7 protein-coding genes, 5 rRNA genes and 1 pseudogene (1 of these 13 cut by a window edge) are annotated in these 16,208 nt (G+C 41.9%); 8 read left to right on the top strand and 5 right to left on the bottom strand.

Features of this window, described 5'->3' with window-relative positions; translation table 11 throughout:
- Nucleotides 1-402 precede the first annotated feature (402 nt).
- The 7 genes and pseudogenes from NSQ69_RS01650 to NSQ69_RS01620 all read left to right on the top strand — a co-directional run bounded on the left by NSQ69_RS01650 (nt 403) and on the right by NSQ69_RS01620 (nt 5,773).
- A complete protein-coding gene (locus NSQ69_RS01650; protein WP_002170136.1) occupies nt 403-1,116 on the top strand; it encodes a response regulator transcription factor in 714 nt (237 codons plus the stop codon).
- Nucleotides 1,106-2,119: a sensor histidine kinase gene (locus tag NSQ69_RS01645; RefSeq protein WP_341058241.1), complete on the top strand. Its 1,014-nt coding sequence runs from the start codon at nt 1,106-1,108 to the stop codon at nt 2,117-2,119. Before NSQ69_RS01650 ends, NSQ69_RS01645 begins: the two co-directional genes overlap by 11 nt.
- Nucleotides 2,120-2,187: 68 nt before the next feature.
- Nucleotides 2,188-3,117 carry an ABC transporter ATP-binding protein gene (locus NSQ69_RS01640; protein ID WP_341098892.1) on the top strand — a complete coding sequence of 310 codons (930 nt, stop codon included), beginning with the start codon at nt 2,188-2,190 and terminating at the stop codon, nt 3,115-3,117.
- Complete coding sequence (locus NSQ69_RS01635; protein ID WP_341098891.1) at nt 3,110-3,847, top strand: ABC transporter permease; 738 nt, start codon at nt 3,110-3,112, stop codon at nt 3,845-3,847. Before NSQ69_RS01640 ends, NSQ69_RS01635 begins: the two co-directional genes overlap by 8 nt.
- Before the next feature lie 17 nt (nt 3,848-3,864).
- Complete coding sequence (gene bacA, locus NSQ69_RS01630) at nt 3,865-4,662, top strand: undecaprenyl-diphosphate phosphatase (protein ID WP_002124850.1); 798 nt, start codon at nt 3,865-3,867, stop codon at nt 4,660-4,662.
- A 424-nt stretch (nt 4,663-5,086) separates the two neighbouring features.
- Nucleotides 5,087-5,287, top strand: a pseudogene (locus NSQ69_RS01625) (peptidase M20); the annotation flags it as partial.
- Nucleotides 5,288-5,314: 27 nt separating this feature from the next.
- Entirely contained in the window at nt 5,315-5,773 is a 459-nt protein-coding gene (locus NSQ69_RS01620; RefSeq protein WP_002124849.1) for an ASCH domain-containing protein, read from the top strand.
- A 151-nt stretch (nt 5,774-5,924) separates the two neighbouring features.
- Here the strand turns inward: NSQ69_RS01620 and rrf (NSQ69_RS01615) are convergent.
- The 3 genes from rrf (NSQ69_RS01615) to NSQ69_RS01605 all read right to left on the bottom strand — a co-directional run bounded on the left by rrf (NSQ69_RS01615) (nt 5,925) and on the right by NSQ69_RS01605 (nt 10,709).
- Nucleotides 5,925-6,040 (bottom strand): 5S ribosomal RNA (gene rrf / locus NSQ69_RS01615).
- 49 nt (nt 6,041-6,089) lie between these two features.
- A 23S ribosomal RNA gene (locus NSQ69_RS01610) occupies nt 6,090-9,011 on the bottom strand.
- A 146-nt stretch (nt 9,012-9,157) separates the two neighbouring features.
- A 16S ribosomal RNA gene (locus NSQ69_RS01605) occupies nt 9,158-10,709 on the bottom strand.
- The 16S, 23S and 5S rRNA genes sit together here, the layout of an rRNA operon.
- Nucleotides 10,710-12,929: 2,220 nt before the next feature.
- Between NSQ69_RS01605 and NSQ69_RS01600 the strand changes: the two genes are divergently transcribed.
- Complete coding sequence (locus tag NSQ69_RS01600) at nt 12,930-13,481, top strand: recombinase family protein (protein WP_002187500.1); 552 nt, start codon at nt 12,930-12,932, stop codon at nt 13,479-13,481.
- Between the two features lie 115 nt (nt 13,482-13,596).
- Here NSQ69_RS01600 and rrf (NSQ69_RS01595) read toward each other — a convergent pair.
- A 5S ribosomal RNA gene (gene rrf, locus NSQ69_RS01595) occupies nt 13,597-13,712 on the bottom strand.
- A gap of 49 nt (nt 13,713-13,761) precedes the next feature.
- Nucleotides 13,762-16,208 (bottom strand): 23S ribosomal RNA (locus NSQ69_RS01590); it runs 475 nt beyond the window's last position.

Below are 16,208 nucleotides of genomic sequence, written 5' to 3'. Positions count from 1 at the left end.
TTCTGCGTTGTTGCTATCGGCGACTTGTCCTATACTACACCTCTATATACTAATCGTCAATACCTTTTTACAAAGAAATTTAATTTAGTACCTTTGCACTCTTTTAACTCTAGATAAGGACCTACAAAGATCTCATTAAAATAGAAACCATCGTCTACTTTTCTTTACCAATCTATTCTTCTAAATACTATTCAATTTAGGCACTTCTCTATTTCAAAGGACTCGCTTCCCCCATCTTACCGAACTCATACAATTGATTCTTTTCAGCTAAACTAGCAACCTTATTTTAACAATTAATAGTATATAATTAGAAAGTTGCTTTATTTTTTATTACCGCTCCCTATTCCCCTTTGTTTATCAAGTTGTAATATCAATAACATTCTATTAGAAACAGGTGACGATATGAAAGATATACGTATTCTTATAGCAGATGACGATAAAGAAATTCGAGACTTATTAAAAAGATATTTAGAACGAGAATTATATATGGTAGATACTGCAATTAATGGCGAAGAAGCGTTGTGCTTATTTAACAAAAATAACTACAACCTCGTTATATTAGATCTTATGATGCCGAAAGTAGATGGTATCGAAGTGTGTAGAAAACTTAGAGATACAACCAACATTCCTATATTAATGCTAACTGCTAAAGATCACGAAGTTGATAAAATTTTGGGCTTAAGCATAGGTGCTGATGATTATATTACGAAACCTTTCAGTATTCACGAAGTGGTTGCAAGAGTAAAAGCTCTTATGCGACGTTTTTTAGTTCTTGGAAGTAACACTAACGTACAAGAGAAAACAGCTTTAACATTTAAAGGACTAACTATCGATTTTAAAAAATACACAGTCCATACGAACGGAAAAGAAATCAACTTAACTGGAAAAGAACTTGAACTATTAAAATTCTTCGCTTCAAACCCAGAGCAAGTATTTACGAAAACACAACTCTTTCGGAATGTATGGGACGATAATTATATAGAAGATGATAATACAGTTATGGTGCATATTAGAAAGCTTAGAAAGAAAATAGAAATCGATTCTTCCAATCCAAAATTCATTCAGACTGTATGGGGAATCGGTTATAAGTTTGTAGGTGAAAAGGTTGAAAAATGATAAGATCCTCATTCTTATTTCATTACAACTTATCATTTGCGGACTTTTAAATATAGATATGGGATACCATGTAAAAATATCTTTATTTATTGCTCTTATCATAATCACAATATATCTTTTCTTTTCAAGAGTTCACTGTATTCAAAGCAACGAATCGATGGTTACTAAATTAGGCCTTGCACTTAAAGGGAATTTACAAACGAGGCTATTCACAAATAACGACCGTTCACTAAATAGTATCGTGTTTTCAATAAACGACTTAATAACTGCATTAGAAAAGGGTCAGATCGAAGCAAGGAAATCCCAAGAAGCTAGAAAACAACTTTTATCTAATATCTCACATGATATCCGAACACCACTTACTTCTATTATTGGATATATTGATGCTTTAAAAGATGATGTCGCTGCTTCTGAAGTAGAAAAGCAAGAATATCTTGAAATACTTTATAAGAAATCGAATGACTTAAAACATCTGGTCGATGAAATCTTTAATATGGCCAAGCTAGATGCTGATGAATTTCCATTAAAAGAAGAAGAACTCGATTTTTCTGAAGTTACTAGAGAAGTATTAATCGAATTTTTACCCGAGCTATCAAAACATAACATTGAACTACAAGTTCTCATACCAGAATCTACTTCCCCTATTATTGCAGATCACCTTAGCCTTATACGAATTATAGGTAATCTAATAAAAAACGCTATCCATCACGGAAAAGCTGGGAAAATAGTAGGAGTCGAACTACTAGAAACCAATACAGAATATGAGCTTCTTATTTGGGACAAGGGACCCGGTATTCCAAAACATGATTTACAAAACGTATTTAAGCGGATGTACCGCAGCGAACAATCAAGAAATCCTTCTTACGGTGGTAGTGGCCTCGGACTTTCTATTTCTAAAGCCCTCGTTGAAAAAAATGGTGGGCGCATATGGGTTGACAGTATTCCCTGGGAACGAACTACTTTTGGTTTTTCCATCCCAAAACACACTACTTTTAAGAAATAGTTAAGAAATGATTAATATGCAGTTAAACCTTCCTTTTTATTATGTAATTAAGAACTTATAGAAAGTAGGTGCCCCCTATAAATACAATTATAAAAACGACAAACCTTACTAAAGTTTATGGGAACCAAAAGTCAGTAGATAATCTAAATATAAATGTACAGCAAGGAGAGATTTATGGATTCATAGGGCGTAACGGTGCTGGTAAAACAACTACAATCCGTATGCTGCTTAGTCTTATAAAACCTACAAGTGGAAATATAGAAATATTCGGTGAGGATTTACTTCGGAATCCAAAAGAAATTTTAAGAAGAATTGGTTCTATCGTTGAAGTCCCAGGATTTTATGAAAACTTAACTGCAAGAGAGAACTTATTAATTAATGCAAAGATAATTGGAGTTCACAAAAGGAATGCAATTGAAGAAGCATTAGAAATTGTAGGCTTGCAGCACGAAACAAAAAAATTAGTAGGAAAATACTCTTTAGGAATGAAGCAACGCTTAGGAATTGCACGTGCTCTTCTCCATTATCCTGAACTACTCATACTAGATGAACCAACTAACGGACTAGATCCAATCGGTATTAAAGAAATGCGAAAACTCATTAAATCTTTAGCTCAAGACAGAAATATAACGATACTCATTTCTAGTCATATATTAGCTGAGGTGGAACAACTAGTCGATCGTATGGGAATTATTCATGAAGGAAGGTTATTAGAAGAAGTTTCTCTTGATACACTGCGTAAAGCCAATCGTAAGTACATAGAATTCCAGGTAAATAATGATAATAAAGCTGCGATGCTATTAGAAAAGCATTTTCAAATTTTTGATTATGAGGTACATGATGAAGGAAATATTCGCGTTTATTCTCACTTTGGACAGCAAGGACACATTAATAGAACGTTAGTTCGTAATAATGTTGAAGTATTAAAAATTGTGATGAGCGAAGATAGACTAGAAGATTATTTCACCAAACTAGTTGGGGGTGGCGCAATTGGTTAATCTTCTTTATACAGAACTATTAAAATTGAAACGATCCAATATGTTTTTGATTAGTATTATCGGAGCAGGTGTCGCGCCATTTTTAGTGGTTGTAGCTTCTTATATACACATGAAGACAAAGCAACCTACTCCAACTATTTTATTTGGTCAACTGTTCACTGAAGTTAACCTATACACTACTTTAATTATAGGATTCCCCTTATATGGAGTTGTGATTGCTTATCTATTTACCCGTGAATACACGGAAGATACATTAAAAAATTTGCTAACTATCCCAGTATCACGTATTAGCTTTATTATAAGTAAGTTTATCCTTCTATTCCTTTGGATCATGATGCTAACTTTAGTTGCTTGGGCGCTAACTTTATTATTAGGGCTAATAGGTAGCTTCCCTGGGTTTAGTATCACCTTACTTTTAGGCTCTCTCATAAAATTTTTAATATGTGGTGGACTTCTCTTTCTTTTGTCTTCACCTATTGTACTACTAACTCTTGTAATGAAGACCTATGTACCGCCTATTATATTAACAATCATTATTACAATGACTAACCTTATGATCGTAAATTCAAAACATAAAGACCTATTCCCATGGACCGCTACTCTAGATATAGCAAATAACGAATTACAACCGACTTATCCATCAGAGTATTCTTATATCATCATTGCAGTAACAGCGATTTTCGGATTTATTACAACACTATTCTATTTTAAAAGGGTGGATATTCATTAATTTATAGGAGTGAAACTATGAGCGATCTTATCATTGCCTTCATACTTGGTATTGTAGAAGGGTTAGCTGAATTTTTACCCATCTCTTCTACTGGCCATCTTATATTAGTCGGACATTTATTAGGTTTTGAAGGAGAAAGGGCAAAAACGTTTGAAATTGTCATACAGTTAGGGGCAATTTTAGCTATCGCGATTTTATATCATAAACGCCTTGTTTCTTTATGTAATATTAAACCCCTTCTACGGAAAGAGAAAAAATTCAATGCATTACATGTTTTTCTCGGTGTATTCCCAGCAGTAGTTGTTGGCCTATTATTACATGATGTTATTAAAACATACTTATTTCAGCCGTATACTGTCGTAATCGGACTTGTAGCAGGAGCAATTCTTATGATTTTTGCAGAAGCAAAAAAAGCAGAGGCAACCGCCTTTTCACTAGATGATTTAACATACCGTCAAGCATTAACAATTGGATTATTTCAATGCTTAGCAGTATATCCTGGCTTCTCTAGAGCGGGCTCTACTATTTCTGGAGGGCTATTAGCAAAAGTAAATTATAAGGCTGCATCTGAGTTCTCTTTTCTCATTGCCATTCCTGTAATGGCCGGAGCTACAGGGTTAGACTTATTAAAAAGTTGGAAGTATTTAAGTGTAGATGATATTCCTATGTTTGCGGTAGGATTCATTACCTCTTTTCTTGTAGCAATGCTAGCGGTAGTAACCTTCCTGAAGCTTTTAGAAAAGATAGGTTTAAAACCTTTTGCATATTATCGTATTTTGTTAGCCATTGTATTTACACTTTTCGTATTGCTATAGCTTCATATAAGTCACATATTATTAAACCGATATTCAAGGAATATCGGTTTTTATCTATTTCACCTCTAGTATTACTCACTTCAATATGGCATAGTGGATAATAGATCAATATTAATAACCAGAATATTCTTTACCTTTAAATAACACTTCATTAAAATATGTAACGTTAAAAGCTATATTTGAAATCCGAACCTAGTAATAGCATTTCTTCTTTATACACATATGCTGAAGTAAAAATAAGCACCTCAATTGATTGAGTCTACCCATTACACCACGATAGAACTAATGTTCTCACTCCTTTGCTATACATCACTTCTTCCTTGTTTCTATATTTATGGAAGCGAAGTACGTGTAGGTGATCGGGCATTGACCCTAACTTTATTGCAGCCCAAATCACAAATAGACTACATAACAACTATATCCATTACCATACGAAACAATTCGAAAATTGAACATCCCGTCTATTAATATGGGCGTCTACGGGGAAAATGGTCATAAATGGACAGAACAAGTTTATAAACCATATTCCTTCAGCGTATTACTTGTATTAATCCGTAATACAACAACCCAGATTTTATATGACTACAAAACTATTACAAATAAGCAAGTTGCTCAAGGCTTATAAAAAAATTAAAGCGAGGTAAATATACAAATGAATCCATTAGCACAATCATATTGGGATACTTATTGGGGAAACAATAAAAAACCAGAATCTGTTACAGCTTGGCAATTTGGTGATTCTCCTGATTATCTCGCTCAATTAGTCATTGATGGTGTGAAAACCGCAACATGCTCGGGCCATATTTTTTACGAATTAGAAAATGAACCACTACCAACAACTAACGATTATAGTATTGTACTCAATAGTCAGGATGAACCTGTAGCTATTATTAAGACAATAGAAGTAACTATAATGCCAATGAATGAAGTGACTGAAGAATTTGCTGTAGCTGAGGGTGAAGGCGATCTTACTTATAATTACTGGAGAGACACCCATATACAGTTCTTTACAAAGGAACTAAGCGAACTTGGTCTTAGTTTTTCTGAAGATATGCTGCTCGTTTGCGAACGTTTTAAGCTTATCGATGTAAAAAACAAAGTGAAGCTATGATAAATAACGATTTTACCGGAAGTCCATACTAGATAAATACATTTATTTTTAAACAAATAAGCTTGTTATCAATGGATTTCTTGAGCCATTAATAACAAGCTTATTTCATTAAACACAAAAAAGACGAGTCATTCTGACTCGTCTTAAAGTTGCTTGGCGACGTCCTACTCTCACAGGGACAAGGTCCCAACTACCATCGGCGCTAGAGAGCTTAACTTCCGTGTTCGGTATGGGAACGGGTGTGACCTCTCTGCCATCATCACCAAACTGATGAAGGTATATTCCTTCAAAACTAGATAACATTGCTTCATATTATATGGTTAAGTCCTCGATCTATTAGTATTCGTCAGCTCCACATGTCACCATGCTTCCACCTCGAACCTATCAACCTGATCATCTTTCAGGGATCTTACTAGCTTACGCTATGGGAAATCTCATCTTGAGGGGGGCTTCATGCTTAGATGCTTTCAGCACTTATCCCTTCCGCACATAGCTACCCAGCTATGCCCTTGGCAGAACAACTGGTACACCAGCGGTGCGTCCATCCCGGTCCTCTCGTACTAAGGACAGCTCCTCTCAAATTTCCTGCGCCCACGACGGATAGGGACCGAACTGTCTCACGACGTTCTGAACCCAGCTCGCGTACCGCTTTAATGGGCGAACAGCCCAACCCTTGGGACCGACTACAGCCCCAGGATGCGATGAGCCGACATCGAGGTGCCAAACCTCCCCGTCGATGTGGACTCTTGGGGGAGATAAGCCTGTTATCCCCGGGGTAGCTTTTATCCGTTGAGCGATGGCCCTTCCATGCGGAACCACCGGATCACTAAGCCCGACTTTCGTCCCTGCTCGACTTGTAGGTCTCGCAGTCAAGCTCCCTTATGCCTTTGCACTCTACGAATGATTTCCAACCATTCTGAGGGAACCTTTGGGCGCCTCCGTTACACTTTAGGAGGCGACCGCCCCAGTCAAACTGCCCACCTGACACTGTCTCCCGGGTCGATAAGACCCGTAGGTTAGAATTTCAATACAGTCAGGGCGGTATCCCACCAGCGCCTCCACCGAAGCTAGCGCTCCGGTTTCAATGGCTCCCGCCTATCCTGTACAAACTGTACCAAAATTCAATATCAGGCTACAGTAAAGCTCCACGGGGTCTTTCCGTCCTGTCGCGGGTAACCTGCATCTTCACAGGTACTATAATTTCACCGAGTCTCTGGTTGAGACAGTGCCCAAATCGTTACACCTTTCGTGCGGGTCGGAACTTACCCGACAAGGAATTTCGCTACCTTAGGACCGTTATAGTTACGGCCGCCGTTTACTGGGGCTTCAGTTCAGAGCTTCGCTTACGCTAACCCCTCTCCTTAACCTTCCAGCACCGGGCAGGTGTCAGCCCCTATACTTCGCCTTACGGCTTCGCAGAGACCTGTGTTTTTGCTAAACAGTCGCTTGGGCCTATTCACTGCGGCTTTCCGTTAAGAAAGCACCCCTTCTCCCGAAGTTACGGGGTCATTTTGCCGAGTTCCTTAACCAGAGTTCTCTCGCACACCTTAGGATTCTCTCCTCGCCTACCTGTGTCGGTTTGCGGTACAGGCACCTTTTATCTCGCTAGAAGCTTTTCTTGGCAGCGGGGAATCAAAGACTTCGCTCCATAAGGAGCTTCCCCATCACAGCTCAGCCTTCACGATAAGCGGATTTGCCTACTTATCAGCCTAACTGCTTGGACGTGCACAACCAATCGCACGCTTCTTCTATCCTTCTGCGTCCCTCCATTGCTCAAACGATAAAGAGGTGGTACAGGAATATCAACCTGTTGTCCATCGCCTACGCCTGTCGGCCTCGGCTTAGGTCCTGACTAACCCTGAGCGGACGAGCCTTCCTCAGGAAACCTTAGGCATTCGGTGGACGGGATTCTCACCCGTCTTTCGCTACTCATACCGGCATTCTCACTTCTAAGCGCTCCACCAGTCCTTCCGGTCTGACTTCACTGCACTTAGAACGCTCCCCTACCACTGATACCATTGGTATCAATTCGCAGCTTCGGTGGTGTATTTAGCCCCGGTACATTTTCGGCGCAGAGTCACTCGACTAGTGAGCTATTACGCACTCTTTAAATGGTGGCTGCTTCTGAGCCAACATCCTAGTTGTCTAAGCAACTCCACATCCTTTTCCACTTAATACACACTTTGGGACCTTAGCTGGCGATCTGGGCTGTTTCCCTCTTGACTACGGATCTTATCACTCGCAGTCTGACTCCTAAGGATAAGTCATTGGCATTCGGAGTTTGACTGAATTCGGTAATCCGATGAGGACCCCTAGTTCAATCAGTGCTCTACCTCCAAGACTCTTACACTTAAGGCTAGCCCTAAAGCTATTTCGGGGAGAACCAGCTATCTCCAGGTTCGATTGGAATTTCTCCGCTACCCACACCTCATCCCCGCACTTTTCAACGTGCGTGGGTTCGGGCCTCCATTCAGTGTTACCTGAACTTCACCCTGGACATGGGTAGATCACCTGGTTTCGGGTCTACGACCACGTACTAAACGCCCTATTCAGACTCGCTTTCGCTGCGGCTCCGCCTCTTCAGCTTAACCTCGCACGGGATCGTAACTCGCCGGTTCATTCTACAAAAGGCACGCCATCACCCATTAACGGGCTCTGACTATTTGTAGGCACACGGTTTCAGGATCTCTTTCACTCCCCTTCCGGGGTGCTTTTCACCTTTCCCTCACGGTACTGGTTCACTATCGATCACTAGGGAGTATTTAGCCTTGGGAGATGGTCCTCCCAGATTCCGACGGAATTTCACGTGTTCCGCCGTACTCAGGATACATTCAAGAGAGAACGAAGTTTCGACTACGGGGTTGTTACCCTCTGTGACGGACCTTTCCAGGTCGCTTCGTCTACCTCGTTCCTTTGTAACTCCGTATAGAATGTCCTACAACCCCAAGAGGCAAGCCTCTTGGTTTGGGCTAGATTCCGTTTCGCTCGCCGCTACTCAGGAAATCGCATTTGCTTTCTCTTCCTCCAGGTACTTAGATGTTTCAGTTCCCTGGGTCTGTCTTCCATACCCTATGTATTCAGGTAAGGATACCATACCATTACGTATAGTGGGTTTCCCCATTCGGAAATCTTCGGATCAAAGCTTACTTACAGCTCCCCGAAGCATATCGGCGTTAGTCCCGTCCTTCATCGACTCCTAGTGTCAAGGCATCCACCGTGCGCCCTTTCTAACTTAACCAAACTAAAATTAAAAAAATATGAGCTACACTGTTATCTAGTTTTCAAAGAACATACATTTAAACTTGAGAGATAGTTCTCTCAAAACTGAACGAAACAAAACAAGTCAACGTTTATTGATGAACTGCGTTCATCAATTCTCCATAGAAAGGAGGTGATCCAGCCGCACCTTCCGATACGGCTACCTTGTTACGACTTCACCCCAATCATCTGTCCCACCTTAGGCGGCTGGCTCCATAAAGGTTACCCCACCGACTTCGGGTGTTACAAACTCTCGTGGTGTGACGGGCGGTGTGTACAAGGCCCGGGAACGTATTCACCGCGGCATGCTGATCCGCGATTACTAGCGATTCCAGCTTCATGTAGGCGAGTTGCAGCCTACAATCCGAACTGAGAACGGTTTTATGAGATTAGCTCCACCTCGCGGTCTTGCAGCTCTTTGTACCGTCCATTGTAGCACGTGTGTAGCCCAGGTCATAAGGGGCATGATGATTTGACGTCATCCCCACCTTCCTCCGGTTTGTCACCGGCAGTCACCTTAGAGTGCCCAACTTAATGATGGCAACTAAGATCAAGGGTTGCGCTCGTTGCGGGACTTAACCCAACATCTCACGACACGAGCTGACGACAACCATGCACCACCTGTCACTCTGCTCCCGAAGGAGAAGCTCTATCTCTAGAGTTTTCAGAGGATGTCAAGACCTGGTAAGGTTCTTCGCGTTGCTTCGAATTAAACCACATGCTCCACCGCTTGTGCGGGCCCCCGTCAATTCCTTTGAGTTTCAGCCTTGCGGCCGTACTCCCCAGGCGGAGTGCTTAATGCGTTAACTTCAGCACTAAAGGGCGGAAACCCTCTAACACTTAGCACTCATCGTTTACGGCGTGGACTACCAGGGTATCTAATCCTGTTTGCTCCCCACGCTTTCGCGCCTCAGTGTCAGTTACAGACCAGAAAGTCGCCTTCGCCACTGGTGTTCCTCCATATCTCTACGCATTTCACCGCTACACATGGAATTCCACTTTCCTCTTCTGCACTCAAGTCTCCCAGTTTCCAATGACCCTCCACGGTTGAGCCGTGGGCTTTCACATCAGACTTAAGAAACCACCTGCGCGCGCTTTACGCCCAATAATTCCGGATAACGCTTGCCACCTACGTATTACCGCGGCTGCTGGCACGTAGTTAGCCGTGGCTTTCTGGTTAGGTACCGTCAAGGTGCCAGCTTATTCAACTAGCACTTGTTCTTCCCTAACAACAGAGTTTTACGACCCGAAAGCCTTCATCACTCACGCGGCGTTGCTCCGTCAGACTTTCGTCCATTGCGGAAGATTCCCTACTGCTGCCTCCCGTAGGAGTCTGGGCCGTGTCTCAGTCCCAGTGTGGCCGATCACCCTCTCAGGTCGGCTACGCATCGTCGCCTTGGTGAGCCGTTACCTCACCAACTAGCTAATGCGACGCGGGTCCATCCATAAGTGACAGCCGAAGCCGCCTTTCAATTTCGAACTATGCAGTTCAAAATATTATCCGGTATTAGCCCCGGTTTCCCGGAGTTATCCCAGTCTTATGGGTAGGTTACCCACGTGTTACTCACCCGTCCGCCGCTAACTTCATAAGAGCAAGCTCTTAATCCATTCGCTCGACTTGCATGTATTAGGCACGCCGCCAGCGTTCATCCTGAGCCAGGATCAAACTCTCCAATAAAGTTAGTTTGTCTAGCATCTAAAAATAAAAATTGACGTTCACGTTGTTTGTTTCGTTCAGTTTTCAAAGAACTTGTTTGCCGCTCATTTGCGACTCCCTTATGTTAACATTTTCATATTCCAATGTCAACCAAGTTTTTTTATTTCTTTTGTCGCTTTCTGCGTTGTTGCTATCGGCGACTTGTTCTATATTACACCTCTATAAGCTAATCGTCAACACCTTTTTATAAAGATATTTAATTTAATATGTTCACACCATTTTATCCCGCTATTTGCGGACAGTAAGACTCCCACCTCAAAGTTCGGCTGAAGCAAAGAAGTTAGTAGTGAGCCTGACGATCATAAATTCCCGATTAGTAAAGGTTACATAAGAACCCACAAAGATTTTACTAAATAGCAATCATTGTCTACCTCTATCTACTAATCTCCCCTAACAAACCTCTCTATTTCAAGAGGATTATCCCCCGTACATTACTGGGTTCCACAAGAAATTCTTTTCTAACAACTTCATTTACTCTCCTTATCTTAATTACAATATCTCTTTCTAACAGTACACACACTCTCCTGAACCATTCATAATAGAATGAACCGACTATAGACTAGACTAGATTCAATTAATATTAAAAATTATGATGAGTAAAGGACCATTCGTAGATTATTTCATAAAACCAGTTGGAGATAGAATAATTGGTTCGTTTACAGATTTCACGATACTTTCACAGAAAACACTTATTGTTTTGATACACGTCAACTATAGACAAGAAAAAGACGCTAAAACATATGAACATGCAAAACGGTCATAGCAGCGTAGCTCGCGAACCTATACGGTCTATAGTGAGAGTGGTGATGGCACACTACAATCTTGCACGTCAGCGATACCAAAAATGGACTTCGCCTTTGGTAGCAAGAATCACACTGATGTTAATCAGGTTGCCCCTTTAGCAGTGGGAGTGTCAATAAATCCAATATTAATAATTGAAATATACTTTACTGAAGAACCACTTCACTAAAGCATGTAAAGTTACAAGCTATACTGGAAATCCGAACCTAGTATGGCAGCTCTTCTTTATACACATATGTCCAATAGAAAATAAGCGCCTCAATTGATTGAGTATGTCCATTACACCATTCGAGAACAAATGTTCTACTCTCTTGTTATACACCACTACTTCCTTGCATTTAAGTAATCACACTATAATTTTTCACTTATACTTATCTTCTATATAAAAGCTACAAAATTATAAAATTTAAAGAGTTGTATCCTATATCTATAAGTTTTTCCGTTAGAAGAGCATATAGTTTCATTATTTCCAACCAAATTACAAATAGAGTATATAACTACCTACATTTATTCCCGATGAACCCATTCTTCCTCCAACTTATTTATATCAACGTGATAATAAAGACAAATATGCTGTTCAAATAGCAACCAGTGGCCAACTATACTTTAGTTATCTTATTTATAAGGCTACAAAAAAGGATTCTTATCCAACTACTGGAGGAAACAAGTAGAACTTATAAAGAAGCTGAACACTATGTACAAGAGCAGTTCCAATATTACTACTCATAACTGATCTTCCTGCTCGAAAATTTTCTTGGGAATTTCGTGTAACAAACTATCCAAACTATAAAAAAGATTATAGAGTCTAAACATTAATCCACACATCTTTATCCAAAATGTTATATGCGAAAGTAATACATAAGATTTTCAAGAACTATATTTTGAAATTATCGCCGCTCTTCAAAAGCCAGATTCAGAAAAAAGAACACGCGCTATTATCTTTTTAACTCCACCACTTTCACCATATAACTACTTAAAACAAATAAAGTGAAACTTTAATCAGTGGGGGGATTGTTGATCCCCCACTGATTATTAGCCTTCACCAATCAGGCGTTTACGGGCAACAGGGCTCCCACCTAACTTCTTTGCTCCAGCTGAATTTTGAGATGGGAGTTTTACTGCCCGCAAATAGCGGGATAAATGAAACAAATAGCCTGTTACAATGAACTTTTTTCATGTACCACTATTCGGGTTCACTTCAATTTAACATGTGGTAGCTTCTTTGCTATTCACGAATTAAAGCCATTATCATACAGTATCATCTCATTTCTATAATTATTCAGTTAATTAGTTCAATTATATATCAATAGAGTGTAGGAGACTGATAAAATCATAGTTAAGAGCGTCTCATAAGACTTGTCTCAAAAATGAGGTGATATTTTGCGAAAAATCGGTTATATACGCGTCAGTTCAACAAGCCAGAATCCTTCAAGGCAATTTCAGCAACTGAACGAAATCGGAATGGATATTATTTTTGAAGAAAAGGTTTCCGGAGCAACAAAAGATCGTGAACAACTTCAAAAAATGTTAGAGGATATACAAGAAGGTGACATCATTTATGTTACGGACTTAACTCGGATTACTCGTAGTACACAAGATTTATTTGAATTAATCGATAACATACGGAGTAAAAAGGCAAATTTAAAATCCTTAAAAGATACATGGCTAGATTTATCAGAAGATAATCCCTACAGCCAATTCTTAATTACGGTTATGGTGGGTGTAAACCAATTAGAACGTGATCTTATCCGTATGCGGCAGCGTGAAGGAATTGAACTGGCTAAGAAAGAAGGAAAGTTTAAAGGTCGGTTAAAGAAGTACCATAAAAATCATGCAGGAATGAATTATGCAGTAAAGCTTTATAAAGAGGGAGATATGACTGTAAATCAAATTTGTGAAATTACAAATGTGTCTAGGGCCTCATTTATATAAATACGCTTACCTTTAAACAAATAAGCTTGTTATCAATGGATTTCTTGAGCCATTAATAACAAGCTTATTTCATTAAACACAAAAAAGACGAGTCATTCTGACTCGTCTTAAAGTTGCTTGGCGACGTCCTACTCTCACAGGGACAAGGTCCCAACTACCATCGGCGCTAGAGAGCTTAACTTCCGTGTTCGGTATGGGAACGGGTGTGACCTCTCTGCCATCATCACCAAACTGATGAAGGTATATTCCTTCAAAACTAGATAACATTGCTTCATATTATATGGTTAAGTCCTCGATCTATTAGTATTCGTCAGCTCCACATGTCACCATGCTTCCACCTCGAACCTATCAACCTGATCATCTTTCAGGGATCTTACTAGCTTACGCTATGGGAAATCTCATCTTGAGGGGGGCTTCATGCTTAGATGCTTTCAGCACTTATCCCTTCCGCACATAGCTACCCAGCTATGCCCTTGGCAGAACAACTGGTACACCAGCGGTGCGTCCATCCCGGTCCTCTCGTACTAAGGACAGCTCCTCTCAAATTTCCTGCGCCCACGACGGATAGGGACCGAACTGTCTCACGACGTTCTGAACCCAGCTCGCGTACCGCTTTAATGGGCGAACAGCCCAACCCTTGGGACCGACTACAGCCCCAGGATGCGATGAGCCGACATCGAGGTGCCAAACCTCCCCGTCGATGTGGACTCTTGGGGGAGATAAGCCTGTTATCCCCGGGGTAGCTTTTATCCGTTGAGCGATGGCCCTTCCATGCGGAACCACCGGATCACTAAGCCCGACTTTCGTCCCTGCTCGACTTGTAGGTCTCGCAGTCAAGCTCCCTTATGCCTTTGCACTCTACGAATGATTTCCAACCATTCTGAGGGAACCTTTGGGCGCCTCCGTTACACTTTAGGAGGCGACCGCCCCAGTCAAACTGCCCACCTGACACTGTCTCCCGGGTCGATGAGACCCGTAGGTTAGAATTTCAATACAGTCAGGGCGGTATCCCACCAGCGCCTCCACCGAAGCTAGCGCTCCGGTTTCAATGGCTCCCGCCTATCCTGTACAAACTGTACCAAAATTCAATATCAGGCTACAGTAAAGCTCCACGGGGTCTTTCCGTCCTGTCGCGGGTAACCTGCATCTTCACAGGTACTATAATTTCACCGAGTCTCTGGTTGAGACAGTGCCCAAATCGTTACACCTTTCGTGCGGGTCGGAACTTACCCGACAAGGAATTTCGCTACCTTAGGACCGTTATAGTTACGGCCGCCGTTTACTGGGGCTTCAGTTCAGAGCTTCGCTTACGCTAACCCCTCTCCTTAACCTTCCAGCACCGGGCAGGTGTCAGCCCCTATACTTCGCCTTACGGCTTCGCAGAGACCTGTGTTTTTGCTAAACAGTCGCTTGGGCCTATTCACTGCGGCTTTCCGTTAAGAAAGCACCCCTTCTCCCGAAGTTACGGGGTCATTTTGCCGAGTTCCTTAACCAGAGTTCTCTCGCACACCTTAGGATTCTCTCCTCGCCTACCTGTGTCGGTTTGCGGTACAGGCACCTTTTATCTCGCTAGAAGCTTTTCTTGGCAGCGGGGAATCAAAGACTTCGCTCCATAAGGAGCTTCCCCATCACAGCTCAGCCTTCACGATAAGCGGATTTGCCTACTTATCAGCCTAACTGCTTGGACGTGCACAACCAATCGCACGCTTCTTCTATCCTTCTGCGTCCCTCCATTGCTCAAACGATAAAGAGGTGGTACAGGAATATCAACCTGTTGTCCATCGCCTACGCCTGTCGGCCTCGGCTTAGGTCCTGACTAACCCTGAGCGGACGAGCCTTCCTCAGGAAACCTTAGGCATTCGGTGGACGGGATTCTCACCCGTCTTTCGCTACTCATACCGGCATTCTCACTTCTAAGCGCTCCACCAGTCCTTCCGGTCTGACTTCACTGCACTTAGAACGCTCCCCTACCACTGATACCATTGGTATCAATTCGCAGCTTCGGTGGTGTATTTAGCCCCGGTACATTTTCGGCGCAGAGTCACTCGACTAGTGAGCTATTACGCACTCTTTAAATGGTGGCTGCTTCTGAGCCAACATCCTAGTTGTCTAAGCAACTCCACATCCTTTTCCACTTAATACACACTTTGGGACCTTAGCTGGCGATCTGGGCTGTTTCCCTCTTGACTACGGATCTTATCACTCGCAGTCTGACTCCTAAGGATAAGTCATTGGCATTCGGAGTTTGACTGAATTCGGTAATCCGATGAGGACCCCTAGTTCAATCAGTGCTCTACCTCCAAGACTCTTACACTTAAGGCTAGCCCTAAAGCTATTTCGGGGAGAACCAGCTATCTCCAGGTTCGATTGGAATTTCTCCGCTACCCACACCTCATCCCCGCACTTTTCAACGTGCGTGGGTTCGGGCCTCCATTCAGTGTTACCTGAACTTCACCCTGGACATGGGTAGATCACCTGGTTTCGGGTCTACGACCACGTACTAAACGCCCTATTCAGACTCGCTTTCGCTGCGGCTCCGCCTCTTCAGCTTAACCTCGCACGGGATCGTAACTCGCCGGTTCATTCTACAAAAGGCACGCCATCACCCATTAACGGGCTCTGACTATTTGTAGGCACACGGTTTCAGGATCTCTTTCACTCCCCTTCCGGGGTGCTTTTCACCTTTCCCTCACGGTACTGGTTCACTATCGATCACTAGGGAGTATT

It is taken from the genome of Bacillus sp. FSL R10-2201 (assembly GCF_038008665.1).
Classification (GTDB): Bacteria; Bacillota; Bacilli; order Bacillales; family Bacillaceae_G; genus Bacillus_A; species Bacillus_A mycoides.
Note: the sequence above shows the minus strand (reverse complement) of the source record. Positions and strands in the feature narration are given on the sequence as shown.

Bases quoted from the DNA above. Each gene is read 5' to 3' on its own strand.
- NSQ69_RS01650 (WP_002170136.1), top strand. From the start codon at position 403: ATGAAAGATATACGTATTCTTATAGCAGATGACGATAAAGAAATTCGA.
- bacA (WP_002124850.1), top strand. From the start codon at position 3,865: ATGAGCGATCTTATCATTGCCTTCATACTTGGTATTGTAGAAGGGTTA.
- NSQ69_RS01620 (WP_002124849.1), top strand. From the start codon at position 5,315: ATGAATCCATTAGCACAATCATATTGGGATACTTATTGGGGAAACAAT.